Source organism: Alistipes intestinihominis, from assembly GCF_040095975.1.
In the GTDB taxonomy this organism is placed as follows: Bacteria; Bacteroidota; Bacteroidia; order Bacteroidales; family Rikenellaceae; genus Alistipes; species Alistipes senegalensis.
The window spans coordinates 44,763-69,616 of record NZ_JBBMFL010000008.1 but is presented as its reverse complement, the minus strand read 5'-3'; the positions used below and the strand labels follow the sequence as shown (position 1 = coordinate 69,616).

The window sequence follows — 24,854 nt, the reverse complement described above, 5'->3', positions numbered from 1 at the left end:
AATTTTTAATTCTTAATTAATCGCAAGGTCCTGTTCGATAAGGTCCTCCTCGATGCGCAGGTTGTCGATAATGAAGCCCTGACGCTCATACGTATTCTTACCCATGTAAAACTCCAGCAGGTCGTGGATCGGATCGTCCTTGGTGATGCGCACCTTGTCCAGACGCATGTTCTCGCCGATGAACTCCCGGAACTCGTCGGGAGATATTTCGCCCAGACCTTTGAAACGCGTGATCTCGGCGTTGGCGCCGCATCTCCCCACGGCCTTCAACCGCTCCTCCTCGGAGTAGCAGTAGATCGTCTCCTTCTTGTTGCGCACGCGGAACAGCGGCGTCTGAAGCACGAACAGATGCCCCTGGCGGATCACCTCGGGGAAGAACTGCAAGAAGAAAGTCATCATCAGCAGGCGGATGTGCATGCCATCGACATCGGCATCGGTGGCGATCACGACCTTGTTGTAGCGCAGATTGTCCATGTCCTCCTCGATGTTCAGCGCCGCCTGCAACAGGTTGAACTCCTCGTTCTCGTAGACCACCTTCTTCGTAAGCCCGTAGCAGTTCAGCGGCTTGCCGCGCAGCGAAAAGACCGCCTGCGTGCGCACGTCGCGGCTCTTGGTGATCGAACCCGACGCGGAGTTACCCTCCGTGATGAAGATCATCGACTGCTCGGCCAGCTCGTTCTTGTCCGTGCGGTGTATCTTGCAGTCGCGCAGTTTCTTGTTGTTCAGGCTCACTTTCTTGGCCGTCTCGCGGGCCTTCTTCTGGATGCCCGAGATCGCCTTGCGCTCCTTCTCGTTCTCGACGATCTTCTTCTGGAGAATCTGCGCCGTCTCGGGGTGCTTGTGCAGGTAGTCGTCGAGGTGCTTCGCCAGAAAGTCGCCCACGAACGCATTGACCGACACCCCCGGCTCGATCTCGCGCGATCCGAACTTGGTCTTCTGCTGGTTCTCGAACACCGGATTGGAAACCTTGACCGAGATGGCCGCCATGATCGACGTACGGATGTCCGACGGGTCGTAGTCCTTGTGGTAGAACTCCTTGACGGTCTTGGCGACCGCCGCGCGCAACGCCACCTGGTGCGTACCTCCGTGGATGGTGTGCTGTCCGTTGACGAACGAGTCGTAGCTCTCGCCGTAGCCCGTGCCGTGGGTGATGACCACCTCGATGTCGTCGCCCGTGAGGTGGATCGGGGGATAGAGCGGCTCCTCGGTCAGGTTGTCGTTCACCAGGTCCAGCAGGCCGTTCCTCGACACGTAGCTCTTGCCGTTGAAGTTGAGCGTAAGCCCCAGATTCAGGTAGCTGTAATTGCGGATCTTCTGCTCGACGTATTCGAGGTTGTAGGCGTATTCGCCGAAAATCTCCTCATCGACGCGGTACGAAATGAACGTGCCGTTCTTTTCGTGAACGCCGCTCTCCCACTTGTCGCTGACCTCCAGCCCCTTGGAGAAGGTCACCGTGCGGGCTTCGCCGTCGCGCACCGAACGGGCCGTGAATTCGCTCGAAAGCATGTTCACGGCCTTGACGCCCACGCCGTTCATGCCGACCGTCTTTTTGAAGGCGTCGCTTCCGTACTTGCCGCCCGTGTTCATCTGCCCGACGGCCACCGAGAGCGATTTGAGGGGGATGCCGCGGCCGTAGTCGCGCACCGTGACCACCTTGTCGGCGATCGTGATGTCGATCTGCTTGCCCGCGCCCATGATGAACTCGTCGATCGAGTTGTCAACGACCTCCTTGATAAGCACGTAGAGCGCCTCGTCGGGCTGCGAACCGTCACCCACCGTGCCGACGTACATGCCCGGGCGCAACCGGATATGCTCCCGCGGAGAGAGGGTCACGATGGCGTCGTCGCCGTAGTTGTCTGCGTTGGTATTGAGTAAATCTGCCATAATTCGTTATTTTCGGATCTCGGCCAAAGCCTCGCACATCCGTTCGCGGACCGTCTGCATCAGCTCGTGGGTCTCCGTCGCGGCGACCTCCGAGGCCGAAACGGGAGGCAGCACGCGGAGCGTGATCCGGTTGCCCCAGTTGAAAGCCAGGTTCTTGCGGATCAGCGTCTTGGTGCCGTCCATCACCACCGGGAGAATATCCACGCCGGCCTCTTTGGCCAGGGTGAAGGCCCCGGCCTTGAAGCGTCCGATCTCGCCGTTCTTCGAGCGCGTGCCCTCGGGGAAAACGGCCACCGAAGCCCCGCGCGAAATCCACATCCGCCCGTCGCGGACCATCTGTTCCAACGCCTCGGCGGCGCGGCCGCGGTCGATGCAGATGTCGCCGTGCAACACGAGGTACTGCCCGAAGAAGGGCGTCTTGAAGACCTCGCGCTTCGACACCCAGCGGAAATTCAGCGGAATGTAGTAGAGCGCCGGGATGTCGATCACCGTGTTGTGGTTGATGACGATGACATAGCGTTTCTTCCGGTCGATCAGCTCCCGGCCGATGACCTTCTGCCGCCAGAAGGGCGGAATGAAGAAGAAGATCCGCACCAGTATGCGCGACAGTTCGTGCACCACGCGGCGGCCCTTGTCGAACGGATAGCAGAGGACCAGCGCAAGGGCCGACAAAATCATGAAAAAGGTGCACAAAAGCACCAGAAAAAGGTAGTATAAGGCACTCAACATAGTGTCCGGGGACAATTAGCCATATTAATTCAATCTGCAAATTTAGAAAATATTTCCCGGGATTCCTACCCCGCCGCCGGAGGACTTTTCAACAAATTTTCGACTATACCTATTTTATAGGGACGGACCCGCCGCACGGCGGAAGCCCGGAAATCCGGCTCTGACGCGGGCAGAACCTCTGCGTCGAAAAAAATTCTGAAAATTTCAGTACTATGTTTTGCATAGTATAAATATTATTACATATCTTTGCGCAAATAAATAAAATGCAAAACAGAATATTATGAAAAGAGCAATCCTCCTCATCGTCATCCTGGCTTCGGTCGCAAGCCGACTCTCCGCGGCCCGTCTCTGCCCTTCGACGGGGCGCGTGGTGGACGAACAGGGCAACGCCGTCGAATATGCGACGGTCGTGCTGCTGAAAGGCGCAGAGCAGGTGGCGGGCCGGACGACCGACGCCCGGGGACGGTTCGAACTGAAGGCCGCACCGGGCGACTATACGCTGCAAATTCAGTTCCTCGGGTTCGACCCCGTGACGAAAGCGGTGCGCGTGGAGGCGGACAACGATCTGGGCGTATTCGTGATGCGGGCCTCGGCCACCGGCATCGAGAGCGTGGTGGTGAAGGCTCAGCTGGTGCGGCGCGAGGCAGACCGCTTCGTGGTCGATGTGGCCAACGCCCCGGCGGCCATCGGCAAGGACGGCATCGAACTGCTCGAACGGGCGCCCGGCGTCTGGATCGACGGCGAGAAGATCTCGATCAACGGCAAAAGCGGCTCGAAAGTCTACGTCAACGACCGGGAGCTGCGCATGGAGCCCGAACAGTTGCTGACCTACCTGCGGTCGCTCCGGGCCGAGGAGATTCGGAAAATCGAGGTCGTGCCCGTGACGGGCGCCGACTACGACGCCGACTCGGCGGGCGGCGTGATCCGCATCACGCTCAAAAAGCGCCGCGAGAACGGCATCGACGGCTCGGTGGCGTACAACACGACGCAGTCGGACATCACCGACCGCCACAATCCCTCGGCCAACATCAACATCCACTCGGGCCGCGCGGACCTCTACGCCTCGGCGTGGGGATCTTTCGGGAGCGACAGAACGATCACCGACGAGCAAACGCTCTACAATGCGGCGGACAAGTCGCTCAGCGCCCATTCGGAGATGAAGGGCCGCACCCGCAGCTTCGGGGCCAGCGCCGGGACGGTCGTCGAGATCGCCCCGCGGCACAGCGTCGGCGCGGAGTTCGAATACTGGCGCAACCGCGACGGAGAGCCCAACGACACCTACACCGATTTCCGGACGGCGGACGAGACGGTCCGCACGGAGAGCCGGTTCGACAACCGCAACCACCGGGACAACTATTCGGCGACGTTCAACTACATCTGGAAGATCGACACGCTGGGCTCGACGCTCAAACTGCTGGCCGACTACACGCGCCGCGAAACCGACACCCGGAACGACAACGAGAGCCGCATCACGGCCCCCGGAAGTGTCCTCGACTCGGTCTACCGCGACAACGCCACGAGCCTCTATGACATCGCCGCGGCGACGCTGGCCCTCGAAAAGCACTTTTCGCCCCGCTGGTCGCTGAAAGCCGGCGCCAAATACACCCGCAACGACATGCGCAACGACGCGCTCTACGAATACCGCAGGGGCGACGCATGGCTGCGCAACGAGCGGCAGAGCTTCACGATCAACTATACGGAGAACATCGCGGCGGCCTACGCCATCGCCTCGGCGAAACTCGGCGCCGTGAGTTTCGTGGCGGGAGTGCGCGGCGAGTACACCCACACGACGGGAAAAGGCGTCGGGCAGGACTACTTCTCGCTCTTCCCCAACGCCAGCCTCTCCTGGAGCGTCTCGGAGCAGAAAGGCTGGTCGCTGATCGCCCAATACGCCCGGACCATCGAGCGTCCGCGGTTCTGGAGCCTCAGCCCCCAGCGGATGCAGCTCTCGGACTACACCTACCAGACCGGAAATCCGTCGCTCGACCCGTCGTTCAAGCACGACGTGAGCCTGACGCTGGTGGCCGCCCACAAATACACCCTCACGGCGGGCGTGCAGATCGTGAACGACGAAATCCAGCAGACGATGAAGGCCGACTCCGAGAACCCCGACCTGCTGCAAGTGGCCTGGGTCAACTACGACGCCACGAAAGGCTATTACCTCTCGGTCAATCTTCCGTTCCAGCCCGCGAAGTGGTGGCAGCTGAACGCCGACATCACCTACATGCGCCGCGGACAGCGCGTCGATCAGCACGGCGCCGAGGAGTTCTTCGACTGGGGATTCGTCAACCTCTCGACGACCCTCACCCTCCCGGCGAAATTCTATATCGACCTCTCCTACCGCTACCAGAGCCGGGTGGATCTGGGCAACTGCTGGGTGAATCCCGACCACCGGCTGCAAGCCGGCGTCAAGAAACGCTTCGGCGACCGTTTCACCGCCTCGTTCTCGGTGCAGAATCTGCTGGACCAGGGGCAGGTGATCGGAGCCCGCGGCGACGGGTTCGTCCGCACAGTGGACGCCCGGCAGACGTGGAGCAACCGTACGTATCGCATCGGGGTGACGTGGAACTTCAAATCGGGCAAAGCCTTCAAGCGCAAGGCCGTCGAGGCGGGTTCGGCCGACGAAAAAAGCCGTCTGTAACGGCCCGGAGAGGAGCGGACGGCACCGGAGGCGATCCGCTCGGCGCCGTCCGTTTCGGCGGAAGGATCAGCCGCGGCGGCGGATGCGCGGCAGCGGCAGACGGTGCGCCCAGCGCACGGCCCAGCGCGGCAGCCGCGGGCGGGCTATCCAGCGGGCCAGGTGGGTGACGGAGGTGGGGATGCGGATCGACCGGCCCGCGATGATGAGCGTCACGGCGACGAGGATCAGCGCCACGCCGACACCGATACGCAGCGTGAAGCGCTCGCCGAAGACCATGACGCCGAAGAACAACGCCGTGACGGGTTCCAGCGCCCCGAGGATCGCCGTGGGCGTGGAGCCGATGCGGCGGATGGCCCCGGCCATCGTCACCAGCGAGACGATCGTCGGGAACAGCGCCAGCGAAACGGCGTTGATCCACATCAGAGGCGAAGGAACGGCCTGCAAATCAGCGCCGCCCCGCAGCCGCACGACATAGACCAGCGACCCGAACAGGAGGCTGTAAAAGGTGAGTTTCTCGGTCGGAAGGTTTTTGAGCGACGAACGGTTGACGCCGACGATGTAGATCGCATAGGCGAGCGCCGAGAGGAAGACCAGCAGCACGCCCGCGAGACTGAGCGTCGCGCCGTCGCCCCCTTTGTAAAGCAGGGCGATGCCCGTGCAGGCCAGGACGATCGAGAAAACCGTGGCGGCCGTGATCCGCTCGTGGAAGCCGACGGCCATGATGACGGCGACCATCACCGGATAGACGAACAGGATGGTCGAGGCGATGCCCGCGTCCATGAGGTTGTAGCTCTGGAAAAGCAACAGCGACGACACCGAAAACAACAGTCCCATCGCCGCCAGCGGCAGAATGTCGCGCCGCGCGAGGGCGAACGACTGCCGCCGGAAGAGCATCAGCGCCCCCAGCATCACCACAGCCAGCACATAACGGTAGAAAAGGACCGAATCCGGCTCCATGCCCGCCTCGTAGAGGGGCAGCGCGAAGAGCGGATTGAGCCCGTAACTGGCCGCGGCCACGGCCCCCAGCACATAGCCGCGCGAACGTTCGGAGATCATTTAGAAAGTCACCTGCGGAGCGGCTTCCGAGCCTTCGGAAGACTCGAAATAGGGCTTCTGTTCGAAGCCGAACATCCCGGCCACCAGATTCGCCGGAAAACGGCGCACGGCGACGTTATAGGCCCGCGCCTTTTCGTTGAAATCCTTGCGGGCGACGGCGATCCGGTTCTCGGTGCCTTCGAGCTGGGCCTGCAATTCGAGGAAATTCTGATTGGCCTTCAGGTCGGGATAGCTCTCCGACACGGCGATCAGACGCCCCAGCGCCGAGCGCACCTGCGCCTGGGCCTGCTGGAACTGCGCGAGTTTCTCGGGCGTCAGGTCGTCGGCCGAAAGGTTGATCGACGTAGCCCGGGCGCGCGCTTCGGTCACGTCGTTCAGCGTCTGCGTCTCGTGGGCCGCATAGCCCTTCACGGTGCTGACCAGATTGGGAATCAGGTCGGCACGGCGCTGGTACTGCGTCTCGACATCGGCCCAGGCGCCTTTGAGCCCCTCCTCCTTGTTCACGAAGCCATTGTAGGTCGCATAAAAGAAGATCACCACCACGGCGACTGCGCCGATCCAAATCCATTTTTTCATACTTATCCGTTTTTTAATCGTTACCATCTCGAACCGGCGCCGCCGCCACCGAAGGAACCACCCCCGAAGCCGCCGCCGAAACCTCCGCCCGAACCGCGTCCGAAGCCGCCGCCGATGATCGTGCCGCCGCCCGCTCCCCCGCCGAAGTTGTCGTCGCGGAGGTTTCGGGCCTGCCGTTTCACCACGGCGCCGCAATTCGGACATACATAGGTATACTCCACCAGCCGGTAGTTGTGCGTGACGCTCAGCACCCGCTGGGAATCCTGCCGCAAGGTGTATTTATGGCACTTCGGGCAGCGGCGCCGGGCGTAATAGACCGCCAGCACCAGTCCCAGGGGACCCACGATGAATCCGACGACGATCACGAAGATCATCCACGCCGGAAGTTCGCCGCCGTCGCCGCTGAGGTCCGCCTCGCCCCCTTCGAGCACCGCGGCCGCAGCCTCGACGCCCGCGACCATGCCCGCGCTGTAATCCCCCTCGCGGAAGGCAGGAAGCATATAATTGAGTTGTATGCGTTTGCAGAGCGCATCGGGAAGGATTCCCTCCAATCCGCCGCCCGTGACGAAGCGTATTTCGCGCAGTTCCTTCACCAGCAGGATGCCCAGTCCGTTGTCGCTCTCGGCCGAGCCCACGCCCCAGCTGCGGAACAGTTCGACGGCGAACGAAAAAGCGTCGCCGCCCGCAATGTCATCGACAGCGACGACCGCCACCTGCGCAAGCCCCCGTTCGCGCAGCGACGCGCAGAGGGAGTCGATGCGCGCCACGGCTCCCGCGGAGAGAATGCCGTCGGGATTCGAGACATAGCGCCGCCGGTCCATGCGCTGGACATTGGGAATCTCGTCCGGGCGGTAGCTTCCCGCAAGGGCGGGCAGTGCGCCGACGAGCAGCAGACAAAGGATCGCAATCTTTCTCATAACCTCGGGAACAAAGATACGTAAAAAAGCGAGATTCAATGCACCTGCAAAAACTTTTCCGCAGCAGCCGAAAAAACGGCGGCAATACCTCCCGTGTATCGCCGCCGCGCCTGTATGTTTCCGGATTCAGGGTCTAAAACCGGAAACCGAAATAAAACCGGACGGAACTGGTCCTGAACTTGCGGTCGGGAACCTTCATCTGGTCCATCACGTCGCCCATCGAGGGGGAGTCGCCGTCCGTCAGGTCGTCTTCGTCGAAGGCCGACTCGTCGAATTTCAGCCCGTCGTATTTGGCCGTGCCCCAGCGCCACTCGACGCCCAGCGAAACGACCTTCCAGGCGAGGGTGCAGCCGGCATTGCAGAAGGTCACGTAATGATGATGCACGGTCTCGTCCATATAGAGGAGCGAGTAGGACGGCGTGACGCGGAAATAGCCTCCGATTTTCAGATGATGCACGGGGTTGACCGTCACCGAAGGTCCGAACTGCATGCCGATTTCGGCCTGATGAACGTCGGACGAGAAATCCTCGTCCGAGGATTCGTCGAACATCTCTATCGCGGACTTGGCGTAGTTGATGTCCATCCACGACCAATCGAGGCCGAATTTCAGCATCCCGAACAGCGGCTTGCGATGCAGATAGTAGGTTTTGCCCCAGCTCAGCGAGGCTCCGAAATCGCTTTCGAGCTCCCCGCCGTAGGTCTTGTCCGCGAGCTTCTGCCGGACATATCCCAGGTTGAAATACTTGGCGCGGTCCTTCCAGACGGCACGGTTCAGTTCGGTCCTCTCCGTATCCTCCACACGCGAGGAGAGCGCCTCAACGGCCCGTTGCAAGGAGTCCAGCCGGAGGGAATCCCCGTCGGTACGGGCCGATTCCTGCGCATAGGTTCCATAAGACACGGCGCACAAGGCCAGCGTACAAAAAAAGAGTTTCTTCATTTGCATAACGTTTTTTAAGATTATAGAAAAAATGGATGAACAGAAGGCACGCGGAAACGCGCGGATGAAACGAATCATCCGCGGAACGCCGGCGGCAGGGCCGGCACGATGGGTGTCAATTAGATTCGGGGGGGGGAATTACGGCACAACAAGTCCCGGGCCGTCCGACGGTCCTGATCCTGAGAATATTTTACGACGTACAACATAGGCACTGTTTCGGTCCCTGCAAAGATACGAATAAGCCGAGAGAAAAAAGCAAGTTCGCTTGCATTTTTTCCGAGGCGGAGTATCTTCGGCAAAGCCAAAGTGCGAATAAGCGAGGGCAAAAGCAAGTTCGCTTGTATTTTTTTCCGAGCGAAAGTATCGAAGACTCTGCGATGGAAAAGGAACGGACGGGAACGAAACCACCCCCGGGCGGCCCGGCAAAAGGTCCCGACATCCTAAAAGTGCCGTTACGGCACCGAACCCGTTCCGTTCGTCAGGGTCCGCTGCCGGATAAAGGCCGGATTCCGGTGTCGTCAGTCGAAACAGGCCGGGAACGCCAGCAACTGATACGCCAGGGCTTTGGCCATACGCTCGTGACCCGCGGCGTTGGGATGCAGACGGTCGGTCTGCCCGTCGCTGAAATAACGGACATGCGAATCGGCGACGGGATAAAGACCGCTGATGCTGTTGAGGTCGATCACCGGAACCGCCCAGACGCTCCCGGCCTCGCGGATTTTGGCGACATAGGCATCGGCATAGAGCCCCAGCCGGTTGGGATACGATTCGTCGGGCTGGACGTTCCGGTCGCTGAAACGCGCATAACCGCGGTGAAGCGGCGTGAGCAGGATGACCTGCTTGGTCGGATAGTGCTCTTTGAGAAAGGCCAGCACGGCGTTGATCCGTCCGCAGAGGGTCCCGGTGTCCGCCGAAGGCGTGCGGCGCATCCGCGTCCCCACGGAGGGACCCGGCATCGGGCACTCCGCCTCCCGGACCTCGTACCACTCGCCCAACGGCACGCCGGCATTGAAATCGTTGGTTCCGGCAAAGACGACGACGGCATCCACGGCGTCGCCCCGCTCGGCATACAGCTTCCGGGCCTGCCCCAGCACATCGGACCACTGGTGTCCGTTGATTCCGTAGACGAAAGGCACGATGCCCAGCATCTCGGACAGATACTGCCAGTAGTTTTTCGTCGTGCCGACATGGCGTTCGTCCGTGATCGAATCGCCGAGAAAGGCGACCCGCTTGCCGGACCATTGATTCCGCATGAGGTTCATTCCGGCGGCGCACTCCCGGTTCTTTCCGGCTCCGTCGCCCGAGGCTCCCGCAGGCCCCGCCGCCAGCAGCAGGGCCGCCAGCAGACAAAACGTTTTTCGCATAGTTCGATCGGTTTGTTATTTCATTCAGCGTGTCAGTATCCGGTAGCTCCACGGCGCCATATCCTCCTCGACGCGGCCCCGGAGTCCGAAAGGTTCTCCCGTCATGGCATCGGTGTACATCCCGGCGTAGATGCCCGTATAGTAGTCGGCATGGATGGCGTAGGGCGAGAGGTTCATCACCGCCACGACCCGGTTGCCGCCGGTCTCGCGGACAAAGGTCATCAGGCAGTCCTCGGCGTTGTTGCGAATCTCGACCATCGCCCCGCCCCGCTCCCCGGCGGCAAGGGCCGGATTGCCGTGCCGCAAGGCCGTGAGACGGCGGTAGAACTCCGTGAAAGCGTTGGAAGCGTAGGACGGAATCGGATCGCGGTCGAAGAAGGCGAACGAATGGTCGTAGCCGATCTCCTGACCGGTATAGATCAGCGGCAGCCCCCGCGGCACGACGAACGTGAAGACCGCCATGATCTCGCGGGCGTCGCCCAGACGGGCGAACTCGGAGCCGTTCCACGAATTTTCGTCGTGGTTCGAGGTGAACGCGAGCCGCATGGCCGAATCGGGATAACGGCCGCGGTCGGCGTAGATGTAGTCGCGCAGCGCCGTGACGCGCACCCGCTGCCGGGCGACATCGTTCATCAGGTGGTGCATCTCCCAGGCATAGCAGGCGTCGAAAGCCCCCTCCTCGAAGAGATTCCGCTCCTCGGCCTCGGCCAGCATGAACAGGTCGGGCTTCGTCCGCCGCAGACGCCGCGACACCTCATTCCAAAAATCGACGGGCACCAGCATCGCCATGTCGCAGCGGAAGCCATCGACGGCGTGCTGCGTGATCCAGAACTCCATAGCGTCGCCCTGCGCCCGCCACACGTCGCGGTCGGCGTAGTTGAGCTTCGCGGTGTCGGACCAGTCCCACGGCACGGCAGGTTCTCCCGAAGCGTCGCGCTCGTACCACGAGGCGGGCGCCTCGTCGATCCACCGGGCGTCGCGGGCCGTATGGTTGGCCACCCAGTCGAGCAGGACCTTCAGCCCGAGGCGGTGGGCTTCGGCGACGAAAGCGTCGAAATCGGCCATCGTGCCCATCTCGGGATTCACGGCGCAATAGTCGCGGATCGAATAGTAGGAGCCCAGCGAGCCTTTGCGCCCGGCCTCGCCGATGGGATAGATCGGCATGAGCCACACGGCATCGACGCCCAGATCTTTCAGGAAAGGGAGTTTCGCGGCAGCGGCGCGCAGCGTGCCTTCGGGCGTGAGTTGGCGCACGTTCATTTCATAGAGAACGGCCCGGGGCCAGAAACAATCCATAATTCACGATTCAGAATTCATAATTACTTTTTCCTCCACGAGGACGCGGCGGCCGCAGAGAGCGATTTCGACGGGATCGCCCTCGTTCGAGACCTCGACGGCCGTGCGCGTGACCTTCACGGTGAGCACGCGGCCCCGGAAATTGACCTTGAAGGAGAGCGACTCCCACGTCTCGGGCAGCCGCGGATCGAACGACAGCACGCCGTCGCGGACGCACATGCCCCCGAAACCCTCGACCACCGAGAGCCACGACCCGGCCATCGAGGTGACGTGACACCCTTCGGCGACCTCGCGGTTGTAGTCGTCGAGGTCCAGCCGCGCCGTGCGCAGGTACATTTCGACCGCTTTTTCCAGGTCGCCGAGGCGCGCGGCGAGGACGGCATGGACGCAGGGAGAGAGCGACGACTCGTGGACGGTGCGCGGTTCGTAGAAGTAGAAATTGCGGCGGAGCGTGTCGAGGTCGAACTCCTCGCCGAAGAAATAGAGCCCTTGCAGAACGTCCGCCTGCTTGATGAAGCACGAGCGCAGGATGCGGTCCCACGACCACTTCTGATTGATGGGGCGCTCGGCAGGGTCGAGGTCCGCCACGAGCGTCTGCTCCTTGTCCAGATAACCGTCCTGCTGGAGAAAAATGCCCAGCTCCCGATCCTCGCCGAGATACATGTTGTCGGCGATGCGGTGCCACACAGCCGTCTCGGCGGCCTCGTCGAACGCCCGTTTCGCGCAGATGCGCGCATAGTCCGCAGGGCGGTTCTCGCGCACCCACCGGGCGGCCCGGGCGGCATAGCGCATCGACCAGCAGGCGATATAGGAGGTGTACCAGTTGTTATTGACGTTGTTCTCGTATTCGTTGGGGCCGGTGACGCCCAGCAGGACGTATTTCCGCCGCGCTTCGGACCACGTGATGCGCTGGGCCCAGAAGCGCGCGATGCCCACGAGGACCTCCAGTCCGCAGTCGGCGAGGTAGCCCTCGTCGCCCGTATAACGGATATAGTTATGGATGGCATAGGCGATGGCGCCGTTGCGGTGGATCTCCTCGAAGGTGATCTCCCACTCGTTGTGACACTCCTCGCCGTTGATCGTGACCATCGGATACAACGCCGCGCCGTCGCGGAGCCCCAGTTTGGCGGCGTTCTCGATGGCCTTGTCCAGCTGGTTGTAACGGTAGACCAGCAGTTCGCGCGCCACGGCCTGCCCGGCGGTGGCCATGTAGAACGGCAGGCAGTAAGCCTCGGTGTCCCAGTAGGTGACGCCGCCGTATTTCTCGCCCGTGAAGCCCTTGGGCCCGATGTTCAGGCGGGTGTCCACCCCGGTGTAGGTTTGCAGGAGCATGAAGATGCAGAAGCGGATGCCCTGCTGGGCCGCAGGGTCGCCCCCAATCACGATGTCGCACCCGTGCCAGCGGGCCGCCCACGCCTCCTCCTGCTCTTTCAGCAGGGCGTCGAAGCCTGTCCGCAGTCCGTCAGCGGCGACAGCACGCGCAGCGGCGGCGAGGTCCGCAGGGGCATGGTTGAGCGACGAGCAGATACCCGCATACTTATATAACGTGGCCGTGCGGCCCGCGTCGCAGCGCACCGCGGCGGTATGACGGACCTTCTCGGGCTGCGTCTCGCAGCGGAACTCCGCGCCTTCGAGCTCCACGGCCTGCGCCCATGCGGCTTCGAAACCGCTCTTGCGGGTACGGCTCTGCGTAACGTCGCCGTCGGTGAGGACCGGCTCCCAGAACTTTTCGTCGTAGTTGGCGTCGGCGTTGCGCACGTCGGCGTCGATATGGGGCGAGAAGGTGATCGCGGCGGCGCGGTTCAGCGGCGTGACGGCGTAGCGGACGACGCCCAGTTCGCGGCGCGTCAGCGACAGAAAGCGGACAGCCTCGACCGAAATTTCGGCGCCGTTGCGCATCGTGACCGTCATGCGGCGCGTCAGCACCGAGCGGCGCATGTCCGTCTCGCGGTAAAAACTCTTCACCTCCGCGACGGTCGCCAGGTCGAGCGGCTCGCCGTCGATCCCGACATCCACCCCGATCCAGAAGGCCGCATTGAGCACCTTGGCGAAATACTCCGGGTAGCCGTTCTTCCACCACCCCACGCGGGTCTTGTCGGGATAATAGACCCCGCCGATGTAGTTGCCCTGAAGCGACGGCCCCGAGTAGCGCTCCTCGAAATTGGCGCGGCCGCCCATCACGCCGTTGCCCAGCGCGAAGAGCGATTCGGCGGCCTCGACCCGCGCGGGGTCGAAATCGGCCTCGACGATCCGCCAGGGGTCTGTGACGAGGTTCAGTCTATTTCTCTGCATAACATCTCAAACGTAAATCCTTCGAATCCTTTCAGCTGCATCGAGGCCCCCGCGAGCAGAGGGCTGCCGCCGACACCCACCGAGCGCATGCCGGCGCGCGCTGCGGCCTCGATACCCGCGGCGGCGTCCTCGAACACCACGCAGTTTTCGGGCCGCGCACCGACCGCCCCGGCCCCTTTGGCAAAAACCTCGGGATCGGGCTTGGGATGCGTGACCCCGGTGCCATCGACCACGGCGTCGAACAGCGGCCGAAGCCCGCAGCGGTCGAGGATCGTCCCGGCGTTCTTCGACGCGGAGCCCAGCACGGTCAGCACACCGTGGGCGCGCACGTCGCGCAAGAACGCGGCAGCGCCCGGAAGCACCTCCGCGGGCGTCATCGCCGAGACATAAGCCAGATAGCGGGCGTTCTTCTCCGCGGCGAGACGCTCCTTTTCGGCCGGGGAGAAGCGGTCATCCAGTCCCCCGGCATGCAGCACGATGTCGAGCGAAGCCATGCGGCTCACGCCTTTGGTGGCTTCTCCCGCCTCGGGCGTGAACTCGAAACCCAGCTCCCGGGCCAGCGAGGCCCATGCCAGATAATGATAACGGGCCGTATCGACGATAACTCCGTCGAGATCGAACAGACAGCAAGCGATCATTTTTCGTAATTTCGGAGGTTAAAGATACGATTTTTTCCCGACATCCGTCCGCTCCGAACAAAGAACTTCGCCGCTCAACGATCCGACGGCTCCGTGATGACCACGGGAGGCCCCGACGGCACGAAGCGGGACAAATCCCCGATTCCCGAGCGCGTTCCGACCGGATAAGCCGGGCGCTGATCTTCGAGCAGAAATGCGTCGAACGTATAATCCGGCTCGCCGGCGAGCCTCCGGATACGCCGGATCTGGGCCCATCGGCTCGGGGCATTGAAATAGGCGACATTGTCGTTCATGCAGCTGTTCTCCTCCGGACGCCAGATCCCCGAACGGTAGGTGCCCGCCCCGGGATAGGTTCCGACCATCGGATAATCGGGCCGCGCGGCGAAATCCCGCCACGTCGTCTGGGAGATGTCGGGCGAAAAGTCCGCATTGATATAGAATCCGAAGTTTTTGAAACTCTCGATTTCGCTCCGGGTTTTCGCCGGAATCTCGGTCTCGTAATAGACGTATTCGTCGAGCAGCTTGGCGAAACCGTGTCCGCCGGCCTCGTGCACCACAAGTTTGTCGAAACTGCTTCCGACGGGAATCATGGAGATCGAAAAACCGTCGGTCCACATCAGACAGGTCCCGGCATACACCGCCCGGTTGATCGGCATGACGACCGTCAAATCCTGCATGCGGCGCCCCGTCAGTGCCGTCACCCGCGTCAGCCAGTCGCGGACGGCTCCGTCATCGCACGAAATCGAGGTCGATACCCCCTGCCACAGCGTCGAGAATTTCGTATCCACGGTCTCCGACGGAGAGACACAGCTCATGCCCGCCTCCTCGGAAATCGCAGTCAGCATGTAGACATCGAAATAGGAGCGGTAGGCGCTGTAAGGATAGACCGAGAAGAAGGCTTCGGCCGCTCGCCGCATGTCGGTTTCATACTTCCCCGTTCCCCGGGCCATCTCGGCAAGCGTGTAGCCGTCCCCCACGACGACCAGACACACGCCGTTTCCGGATGTGGCCCGTTGCAGCGCAACGACCTCGCCGTCGCCGTAGTTTCTCACCGGATCGAAGGCCCGCTGCACGAGCACGACATCCTGCGTGAACCGGCCGGCCGTCACATGCAACGTCACGGACCTTTCCGCGCCGAGATTCGTCGAGGCGCGGATGCGCATCCGCGCCCCCTCGACCACGGCCGTACACCACTCCGCCTGCGAGGAGAGCGCGACTTCGAGCGGTTCGGAAGCCGATCCGACCGTCAGATACTCGGTGGTATTGAGAGCCGGCAATTCGAGTCGTCCGGGAGTCACGAGGGTCGGAGCCTGCGTAACCGCAACCACCTGCGAAAGCTCCGCCGCATCGAAATAGACCGAGGCATCGCGCTGTGCGAAATCCGCGTTCGGTGCGACGTGCAGCCGGACCCGATGTTTCCCGGCTCCGCCCGAGGCGGGTTCGGTCGTCAGCCACTCCCGCGCTATCGGAGGCGACACCTCCGAAGTCCAGGCTCCGTCGGCCTGCAATTCGATCCATTCGTCCCCGCCCTCGTGCGGCAACACGACACTCCGGGGCGAAACCTCCAACAGCGTCGTCCGATCCTGCGAAGTCGTGCAGGCGCAGCACCCGAGCAGCGCGATGCCCCACAACAACCGTAAATAACTCTTCATGGCAAACTCTTTTTATGCGAACGAAACGATCCGGTCGACTCCGGATCGAAAACAAAAGGGAAAGCACCTCGCGTAAGAGGAGAGGTGCTTTCCCGAATTGCAGAGACGGCTATTGCGCGGCCTTCTCGAAACGATACCCCAGACCGAAGAATGTCGGATCGAAGGGATCTTCCCACCATTCGGGCAGGAACGGCGGCTGGTCGAAGTCGCGCAGGAAGAGGATCATCGACCCGTCCTTGTCCAGCATGAGCGCGATAGTCAACTTACCAAGTTTTTCGTTCGAATTGTCGAAAGAGCGGTTTCCGCTGCTCAACTGGAAATAAGTCAGATCGAACGAACCTTCATCGACCCAGAAATATTGCTCGCCGACCGTCGTACAGGACCCGCTCACTTTGCCCTCCAGCACGTTGAACGGTGCGGTATAGGTCATGTCGCACGTCCGGAAGAGATTGGCCAGATCGCCCGTGCTCGACGGCGTGAATTTCGCGCTCTCGCTCCCGGCCGTAATCGTAATCGTGAAGTCATCGTTATTGCTCGGGATCTTCGAGGTATCCAAATCCTCTTCCATAGCGAAGAGTTCGAGCATCTCCAGACCGATCAGCTCCTTGCAATGCCACGTGCCGGCAAGAGCCGCATAGGAGAGCAGCCCCTTGACCGTGACGGTTACGCTCGCGATCTCTCCGGCGACGAAGCGTCCGCCCTGCTCATCCACGCCGAGCTTCAGCGTCGCGGGATTGGCAAGGTCAGCATCGGGACCCGGAAGCAGCGTCAGCGTCGCCGTGTTGCCGTCTTTCGGAACGATGAAAGAGGTGGCTTCGTCCTTCACCAGGAAGTGCTTGCCCAACTCGGCCGTCGAGCCCGAAAGGACCTTGAACGGCAATTCGAGATCCTTAGGCGCCTTGAAGTTCTCGTCGCCCACGGTCAGCGTAACATCCAGCGACTCCTGCAATTCTGCCGCCGCCGTCGTGAAGCTGTAAACATAAACGCTCGACTCGACCAGATTTACCGTCGTGGAAGCGACCCGCCCGATCACATATCCCTTACCGGCAGCAAGGTTGAACGTCAGGGTCTTGGCCTCCTTGTAAGCCTGCTTGGGCGTTACGGTGACGGTCGCCTCGGTCTTGCCGGCTTCGAGCAGGAAGCTCTGCGCGGAAAGCTCGTAATCGGCCGTCGTGGCCGTACCGCCGACCGTGAATCCGATATTCAGATTCGACGCCGCAGCCTGCGACGCCACCACCTTGATCTCGATCGGTTCGTCGTCCAGCGTATAGGACGATGCTGAAAATTGCACATTGGCAGCCGAACCCGATCCGGGTTCGTCGTCGTCGCCGCACGCGCCCAGCGACAACGTCGTCAGAAGCGCCACGGACAAATACAAATACTTTTTCATAATCCGTCTTTATTTAGTGAAACAATCAGAGTATCAATTTCCGACCGCCGATTCGTACTCCGAACGAATCTCCCGCCACGTTTCGAGCTCCTCGGCCGATGCCGATTCGCCGACAATCGGCAGCAGATCGTACGATCCGCCCGAGCTCCGCGGCGGCACATCGTCGTATTCGTCGCATCCCGCGGCAAAAAGTCCCGCCGACGCCAACACCGTCAGCGCTGCGAAAAACATCCATTTCCTTCGTTTCATAGCTTTGCTATTCAAAATTCATAACCCGGGTTCTGGGCGATCTTTCCCTGACTGTTCCGGATGTCCCGGACACTCACGGGCATCGTATAGAGATACCGCCGCACCACGTATTTGACCGGCAGCGTGCTTCCCGACTGCTGGATCACCCACCATTCGGGACAGCCGTTACGCTTGAGTTCGAACCAGCGGTCGCCCTCCATGTAGAGCTCCTTGCGCCGCTCGTCCAGAATGGCGGAAATCAACGGCGTGAGGGGCTTGCCCGCGGCATCCACCGTGATCAGCGCCCCGGGGTCCGGCTCGGGAAGCGTCCGAAGCGTGTAATCCTCAACATCTTCGATACGCTTGCGGCGCAGTTCGTTGAGCAGCGACAATGCCTTCGCCTCGTCCTGCTGCGCCCCCGGGTGGGCATAACTCTCGGCAAGCATCAGATGCAGTTCCGAACCCCGGACCCGCGCCGTCACGGTCTTCCGGTTAACCCGCTTCGCATCGCACATGATGTTCCAACGCACATCCTTCTGCGGTTCCGCACCGAAAAGTTTCAACAGCGTGGCATTCACCGGCCGCGTGTTCAGGTATCGCTGAAAAGTCTCGTCGTAGAGTGTCTTCACGTCGTCGTCGCCCGTCGTCCGGTCGCGGATGATGACCTCCTGCAACCGCTCGCCGTAAGACTGGATCGACTCCGTATAAACGCTTCTGTCCGCAAGGGCGTAGGACGGTACGGCCAACAGCTCCTCGCACAGCGGAATCACCTCGGACCACTCTTCCGCCCAGAAATAGAGCTTGGCCAGGTAGGTCTTCGCCACCGCCTCCGTGAAAAGATACGACTCGTCGGTCATGTGGCAATCGATCGCCTTGCGGAAGAGCGAAACCGCATACTCGTAGCTCCGGGCGAGGGTGTTGCGGTCGGGCACCGCATCGCTTTCCACATCGAAACGCTCGACGATGGGAATGCCCGGCAGAGAGGAGGCCGTCGCCGCATCGTACGGCTCGCAGTAGATCCGGATCAGATTGTAATAGCATACGCCCTTGATGGCATAGGCTGCGGCACACAACGCCCGGGCCTTCGCGGAGTCCTTTTCGAGCATGTGCTCCAGAATCAGGTTACAATCCTTGATCGCCGAATAAAGGCCCTCGTAATATCCCTTCTGAAAGTTGTTCGCCACATCGCCCGCATAGAGCGTCAGACGCCCGGCCGAGATGTTCGCATCGAGATTGTCGGAGATCGACTCGTAGAGAATCACCCGGTCGTAGCAGCCCAGAATATCTTCGTCCGTACCTTCCTCGATGGCATACAGCATGTTGTTCAGCAAGGCTTCGAAATCCTCCTCCGTTTCAGGGATGATCTTTCCCTGCGGCGTCACGTCGAGATAACGCTTGCATCCGCCGAAAAGCAGCGCTGCCAGGACTATCATCCATATTTTCCGTTTCATAATCCGCTGTTTTTAGAATCCGAGCGTCACGCCGAACGTCACGGAGCGCGTCGTGGGATAGATCGCGCCCGGAACCTCCGGGTCCATGCCCTTGTAATCGGTGAATGTAAAGAAGTTGGCCAGACTTACGTTGAAGCTCACGGCATCGAATCCGCCCCGGTTGACCACCTTGCGCGGCAATGAGTAGGAGAGCGTGATGTTCTTGATCCGCACGTAAGAAATCTTGTAGATATAGATTCCATCGACCACGGCATTGGAGGTCGGATTCGACTGGTCGAAATGGTACTTCGCGTCGAACGAGTCGTAGATCCGCGGGTACTTCGTCCCCGTAGGGTTCGTCTCCGTCCAACGGTCGGTGCGGTCTTTCCAGACATTCAGGTGGTTCGAATACAGGTCGCTGTACTCCGTCTGCGCCCGGTCCATCGTGGAGACGCTTCCCGCAGCGATCTGGCTGTAAGTCGCCGGCGACTCGTTGCGGTCATAGGCGTAAGACCCGAACGAAAAGACGCCGTTGACCGACAGACGCAGATTCCGGTATCCGGCCGAAAGGCTGAAACCGCCGTTGAACGGCGCCTCCCGGTTCCCCAGATAGTAGAGGTAGTTGGCTTCGTCGGTGTAGTCCGCATCGCTCGAAATGACCGCATCGGGGCGCAGTTTGAATTCGTAAAGACCCGTCAGGGGGTCGATCCCGACCACCTTGCCGCCGATGAGCGCCCGGGCCGGATAGCCCTCGTAGTAGTTGAGCTTCATATGCTGGAACGATACCGAACTCGCATATTCGAGCACCTTGTTCGAGTTGAAAGCGAAATTGACCGAAGCATCCAGCATCCAGTCCCGGGTCTGAACGATCCCGCCCCGGAGCGTGAACTCGATACCCCGGTTGCGCAGGCGGGCGAAATTGGCCGCCTGATGGGTGAATCCCGTGGTCACGTAAAGCGGCTTGTCGTCCACGGCGCCTTTGGTCAGACGGCTGTAATACTCCGTTTCGAGCGAAAGCCGGCCGTCCAGGAATCCCAGGTCCAGACCCACCTTCACGTCGTTGACCTTCTCCCACCCCAGATTCGGATTGGGCGCCGAAGAGATCGTTCCGACCAAATGGTTCTGGTTCATATATTCGCGGTAGGTCTGCAACGAATAGTTCATCATCAGCTGCGGCGAGGCGCTCGTCACGATATTTCCCGTAAAGCCGTAAGAGGCTTTCAGCTTGGCGTAATGGAGCACCTTGCGGGCCGATGCCATGAAGGGCTCCTCGGTCAGAATCCAGGCTCCGCCCACACTCCAGTTCGGATTGAACTGCGCATGCGTGCCGAAATAGGAGCTGCCGTCGGCGCGCCCCGTGACGCTCAGAATATAACGGTCCCGGAACGAATAGTCGGCCGAAAGGTAGAACGACGCATAGCGGGACTTGGTGAAATACTCGCCCGTCAGACGCTCGATCTCCCGCAGCGTGCTCTCCGAGGGTTTCTCGATCGGCGGAAGGGCCGTATTCCCGGTCCGCGGATCATAGTTGAACCGTTTGTTGAAGAGCGTATGCGAATCGTTGCCCCGCAATTCGGCACCTCCCACGACATTCAGCGTATGCCCCTCGCCGTACTCCCCGACATAGGAGAGATGACCGCGCAGCAGATACCCCGTGCGGCGGCTCTTGTTTTCCAGAATGGAGCCGTAGAGATTGCCGTTATGCGTACGGTGGATGCTCAACCGGTCCTTGAAAGCCCCGTAGGTGTCCTCCTCCCGCGTGGTCTGCGTATCGTTGTTATTGAAATTGTAGGAGGCCAGACCGACGAATTTCAGATTCTCCAGCAGCTTGTATTCGAGCCCCATACGCACCTCCGTCGAGACATAATCGGTCTTCGTCTTGTTGCCCTCGATCTCCCGGAGAATGTTGAAGCCCTTTTCCGGCAGGTCCTCATAGGTATCGCGGTTGTCGTTGGGCAGCGAAAGCCACGTCTGGTCGTTCGCATAGCTTCCGTCGTCGTTGTAAGGTTTCTCGTAGGGATTGGCGAAGTAGGCATAGGTAAAGGGATCGACACTCGGATTCGGCGTATCGGCCTGCCGGTACGAAATATCGGCCCCCACGTCGAACGACAGGCGCCGCGTCGGTTTGAATCCCAGATTCGCCTTGAAGGTGTAGCGGTCGGCGCTGTCCTCGATGAGCATGCCCTGGTCATTGGTGTAACCCAACGAAAGATAGTAGTTGTAGGCATTCTCGCCGCCGCTCACCGAAACATGGCCGTTTACCGACACGGCGTTGCGAAGAATCACGTCGTACCAGTCGGTGTCGGTCGCAGCCAGACTGTTCAGATAGGCTTCCTGCGCCGCCGGGTCGCCCTTGAGATGCGAAAAGGCCAGCTGTCCCGAACGCACCTGCCCCACGATGCCCACCGTAGGATAGATCACCGACGGGTCCAGAAGCGACTGCGCATATTTCTCAGCCGCGAATTCGTCCCAAAGCTCCCGCTCCCAGGCCAGTTTCTCGGCCGTATTCATCAGCGACGGCTGCCGCTGCGGCCGGAACGAAACCGTGACATTCGACGAGAAATTGACCTTCATCTTGCCGGCCTTGCCCCGCTTGGTAGTCACCACGATGACGCCGTTCGCCGCCCGGGAACCGTAGATCGCAGCAGCCGCGGCATCCTTCAGCACGACGATCGACTCGATATCGTTCGGGTTCACCCCGCCGATACCGTAAATGAAAATATCGTCGAAGCCTCCGGCCTTGAGTTCGTTGGAACTCAGATTCGTACTCGGACCCTCGTTCTGCATCGGGACCCCATCGACCACCCACAGCGGCGCCGTATTTCCCGAGAGGTTGGCGATGCCGCGGATACGAATCCGTTGACTGGCCCCCGGCCGTCCCGTCGTCGGCGTCACCGAAACGCCGGCCAGCTCGCCCTGCATCAGGGCATCCACCGAGGTCTGCGGCTTGAGTTTCAATTCGTCGGCCGTCAGGATTCCCACCGAACCGGTAACCTTCTTGACCGTGGTCTGCGAATATCCCGTCACGACGACCTGTTCGATTTCCGTGGAGGAGGGTTGCAGGACCACGTCCAAACGTGTACGCCCCGGAGCCACGACCTGCTCCTGCGTCTGATAACCGACAAATGAAAACAGAAGGGTCTTGCCGCCTTCGGGAATCCGGATTTGGTAGCGTCCGTCGGAATCCGTGATCGCCCCGCTGCTGCGCGCCTCCTTCACGACCACCGTCGCCCCGACCACGGGCATCCCGTTCACATCCGCAACCCGTCCCGTGACGGACCGCGGCTGTGCGAACGCAGCACCGCACTGCAACAGAACCGACAGCAGAACCAAGGCTTGACGTAAAATCATCTTCATAGGCCTCAATCGTTATAGGTGTACAAACTTATCGTCACTTGTTTTCAAGAAAGTGCGTCACCCGACGCAGCAACAATGCGTAGTGCCCCCGCATCTGCGGCGAGGCGCTCCGATTCCGGGCGGCCGCAATCCGATCCCGGCAGTCGAGCAGCACGCCGTAGAGCAGATGGCCGTCCTCGGGCCGCGTGAGGTAGGAAACCCCGGCAAGCGGAGCGAAGCCTGCGGAATTCTCCGCCGTCACAGCCTCGGCGAAATAGTCCGAACGCAGCTTCGATTTCCGGCCCGCGGCCTGTTCGGCAAGGGTCAGCAACCGATTCAGGAATCGCAGTTGCAGCGGCTGCTTGACGAGTTCGTCCGCCGGGTCCGCATTGTCCCAAAGATAGGCCGAGAGGTCGTCCAGCGCCTCCGCGCGCGTGTAAGCCTCCCCGTCGGTCAACGAAGCGCAGAGCGCAATGCGGTCCAGGCTTCCCAGAATCCGGTCGAAAGTCTCCGTACGGATGAAATCCGCGATTCCGGGATTGAGCCCCTCCCCCACGATCAGCGAACGGCTGTCGAGCCATTGCAGATCGTCGAGCCGCGACAGCAGCCACCGCATCGCCTCCCGCTGCGTCCCGGCGGGAAGCGGCTCGAAACTCCGGCCCGCATCTCCGGCATAGCGTTCGTTGATCCGCACTCCGCCCAAACGGGCGATCACGGAGCCGAACAACGCATTGCAATAGAACGAAACCGACTCGGGGAAGGCCGAACGGTAGGCATAATCGACATCCTCGTCGTCGATCCACTCCGAGACATGGCGCAGAACAACGGCAAGATTCGCCAGCCCGGCATCGGCCGCCCGCAGCGGATCGTCGCCCAGATCCGAGGCCCGGGCCCGGGGATCGAGCGCGAATTTTTCCGGCTGTTCCCGCAGAAAACGGCACGACGGATCGTCGCTCACCGCCCCGTCGCCGTAAAGCCACTCGACGGCGCGGTAATCGTACGGCCCCAGCGATGTCTGACAGAGTTTCACGCCGTTCCGGAAATCTTCGGGACGCGCCGCATAGTTCAACGGCAGCTCGTCGAGAATCGAGGCCGAAAGTCCGTTCGCGGCCGTATAATGCGCGCTGCGCAGCGAATCGAGCGGCACCGTCTGCGAAGCCCCCATGTTGGGCAGCAGCCCCAGGCAAAAACCCGTATAACGGGCCATCTTCGCCGACAGGCTCTCGCCGAAAAGCGCCTCGTCGAGCTCCAGACGCCGCGCCCGGGGATCGGCGGCTCCCGTCTGAAGAAGCCGTTCGGTCTGGATCTGCGGCCCGATATTGTGGCTGATGTAGATGTTGGCGCTCAGAATCTCTCCCGTCCGCGGATCGGTCCAGGCGTTGAACCGCAGATCGCGGGCCGGCGAAGGAACGTAGCGTACGGCCGAATAGCGAATGTCGTTCACGTCGGGCAGTCCCTCCGCCGAAACACGCCGCACCTCGATGGCCCGCGGAAGACCGATCCGCTCGAAGGCATCGTTCCAGAGCAGTATGCCCCGTTCGATATAGGGTTTCCACGCCGCCGGGAAACGCTCGTCGAGATAGAAGACGATGGGACGCCCGGCATCCACCCGCCACCGGGAGGCGTAATAACGGACTTCGGCGCCCTGCCGGTCGGCGCTGTATTCGACGTAACGCGACGTGGAGGTGCCCACGCGCAGATCCGCTTCACGGACCGTCGTCATCGGTTCGGGCAGCAGCAGGAACGATGTCCGCACGGCCGCCGTGAAGAGCTCGGGATCGCCCCGCGAAATCACGCCGAAAGCGTAGGACGAGACTTCGTAGGAGAGCTCGCTCACCACCGAGACATTGTCGCTAAAGGCCGCTATATCGCGTATCCAGGAGGCTTCGGAACGGTATTCGTAACTCCGCAGGACGAATCCGTCGCGGCTACTGTAACTCTTCGGGTCCTTGGGCGAAAGGTAACTCTCGCCGTTCCGGAAGAACAATGTCGCACGCACCACGACGCCGCTGCTGTCGGGCGTAACCGCCTCGATGGGAAACGACGCGATCACGGAGGGCTGCCGGCTCGCGGCCAGCGCCCGCCCGATCGCCGGATCGTCGCTGCGCGAACGGCTGTCGAGTGCGGCAATCTGCAAAAGCGAATCGGTTCGCTGGAAAACGACATGGCGCGGACGCGAAGGCTGCATTCCGACCGACGACTCCTCGCCGTCGCTGACCGACAGCACCGTAACCCCCAGCAGCAGGTCACGTCCGAGCATCGAATCGGGCACCTCGAAATAGACATCCCCGTCGAGCAGATGCAGGGTGAACAATCCCTGCACCGTTCGGGGATTCTTACCGGCGAAAAGCCGTTCGTAAGCCGTCTTACGCGGTTCGGGAGCCGTCGCGCGCCGCTTGCGGGCCGCCGCGGGCGTCGCATCGCACAGCACCGACAACAGCATCAACAGCGTCACGATCCATCGCATATCGTATCTTTCTCTCATAAC

At 61.4% G+C, this 24,854-nt stretch carries 17 protein-coding genes; 1 reads left to right on the top strand and 16 read right to left on the bottom strand.

Translation table 11 applies throughout. From position 1 onward, the window contains the following. Positions 1-12 precede the first annotated feature (12 nt). Together WMO46_RS08285 and WMO46_RS08280 are read right to left on the bottom strand one after the other, a co-directional pair. Positions 13-1,884, bottom strand: a complete 1,872-nt coding sequence (locus tag WMO46_RS08285; protein WP_019150651.1) for a DNA topoisomerase IV subunit B — start codon at positions 1,882-1,884, stop codon at positions 13-15. 6 nt (positions 1,885-1,890) lie between these two features. Further along, positions 1,891-2,613: a lysophospholipid acyltransferase family protein gene (locus tag WMO46_RS08280; protein ID WP_349094178.1), complete on the bottom strand. Its 723-nt coding sequence runs from the start codon at positions 2,611-2,613 to the stop codon at positions 1,891-1,893. Between the two features lie 280 nt (positions 2,614-2,893). On the opposite strand from WMO46_RS08280, the gene WMO46_RS08275 reads away from it, so the two are divergent. Next, complete coding sequence (locus tag WMO46_RS08275; RefSeq protein ID WP_349094177.1) at positions 2,894-5,254, top strand: outer membrane beta-barrel family protein; 2,361 nt, start codon at positions 2,894-2,896, stop codon at positions 5,252-5,254. 66 nt (positions 5,255-5,320) lie between these two features. On the opposite strand, the gene WMO46_RS08270 is transcribed toward WMO46_RS08275, so the two are convergent. The 14 genes from WMO46_RS08270 to WMO46_RS08205 form a co-directional block, all read right to left on the bottom strand. Further along, entirely contained in the window at positions 5,321-6,310 is a 990-nt protein-coding gene (locus tag WMO46_RS08270) for an EamA family transporter (protein ID WP_129651955.1), read from the bottom strand. Continuing rightward, positions 6,311-6,886: a LemA family protein gene (locus tag WMO46_RS08265; RefSeq protein WP_019150655.1), complete on the bottom strand. Its 576-nt coding sequence runs from the start codon at positions 6,884-6,886 to the stop codon at positions 6,311-6,313. 20 nt (positions 6,887-6,906) lie between these two features. Then, positions 6,907-7,803, bottom strand: a complete 897-nt coding sequence (locus WMO46_RS08260) for a TPM domain-containing protein (RefSeq protein WP_349094176.1) — start codon at positions 7,801-7,803, stop codon at positions 6,907-6,909. 133 nt (positions 7,804-7,936) lie between these two features. Next, positions 7,937-8,740: a hypothetical protein gene (locus WMO46_RS08255; protein WP_129651952.1), complete on the bottom strand. Its 804-nt coding sequence runs from the start codon at positions 8,738-8,740 to the stop codon at positions 7,937-7,939. Positions 8,741-9,258: 518 nt separating this feature from the next. Then, complete coding sequence (locus WMO46_RS08250) at positions 9,259-10,104, bottom strand: SGNH/GDSL hydrolase family protein (protein WP_019150658.1); 846 nt, start codon at positions 10,102-10,104, stop codon at positions 9,259-9,261. Positions 10,105-10,128: 24 nt separating this feature from the next. Next, entirely contained in the window at positions 10,129-11,400 is a 1,272-nt protein-coding gene (locus tag WMO46_RS08245) for an alpha-amylase family glycosyl hydrolase (RefSeq protein ID WP_129651951.1), read from the bottom strand. Positions 11,401-11,403: 3 nt separating this feature from the next. Further along, entirely contained in the window at positions 11,404-13,692 is a 2,289-nt protein-coding gene (locus WMO46_RS08240) for a family 65 glycosyl hydrolase domain-containing protein (RefSeq protein WP_349094175.1), read from the bottom strand. Continuing rightward, complete coding sequence (gene pgmB / locus WMO46_RS08235; protein WP_129651949.1) at positions 13,674-14,330, bottom strand: beta-phosphoglucomutase; 657 nt, start codon at positions 14,328-14,330, stop codon at positions 13,674-13,676. Before pgmB ends, WMO46_RS08240 begins: the two co-directional genes overlap by 19 nt. A gap of 74 nt (positions 14,331-14,404) precedes the next feature. Further along, positions 14,405-15,982 carry a M64 family metallopeptidase gene (locus WMO46_RS08230; protein WP_129651948.1) on the bottom strand — a complete coding sequence of 526 codons (1,578 nt, stop codon included), beginning with the start codon at positions 15,980-15,982 and terminating at the stop codon, positions 14,405-14,407. Between the two features lie 109 nt (positions 15,983-16,091). Continuing rightward, on the bottom strand, positions 16,092-17,372 hold the full coding sequence (locus WMO46_RS08225; protein ID WP_349094174.1) for a hypothetical protein: 1,281 nt from the start codon (positions 17,370-17,372) through the stop codon (positions 16,092-16,094). A 33-nt stretch (positions 17,373-17,405) separates the two neighbouring features. Beyond that, positions 17,406-17,621, bottom strand: a complete 216-nt coding sequence (locus tag WMO46_RS08220; RefSeq protein ID WP_129651946.1) for a hypothetical protein — start codon at positions 17,619-17,621, stop codon at positions 17,406-17,408. Between the two features lie 11 nt (positions 17,622-17,632). Continuing rightward, positions 17,633-19,051 carry a RagB/SusD family nutrient uptake outer membrane protein gene (locus WMO46_RS08215; protein WP_129651945.1) on the bottom strand — a complete coding sequence of 473 codons (1,419 nt, stop codon included), beginning with the start codon at positions 19,049-19,051 and terminating at the stop codon, positions 17,633-17,635. A gap of 12 nt (positions 19,052-19,063) precedes the next feature. Next, positions 19,064-22,387, bottom strand: a complete 3,324-nt coding sequence (locus WMO46_RS08210; protein ID WP_349094173.1) for a SusC/RagA family TonB-linked outer membrane protein — start codon at positions 22,385-22,387, stop codon at positions 19,064-19,066. Positions 22,388-22,421: 34 nt separating this feature from the next. Continuing rightward, the gene (locus WMO46_RS08205; RefSeq protein WP_349094172.1) at positions 22,422-24,851 is read right to left on the bottom strand and encodes a zinc-dependent metalloprotease; all 2,430 of its coding nucleotides are present in this window, start codon (positions 24,849-24,851) and stop codon (positions 22,422-22,424) included. Between the last annotated feature and the right edge of the window lie 3 nt (positions 24,852-24,854).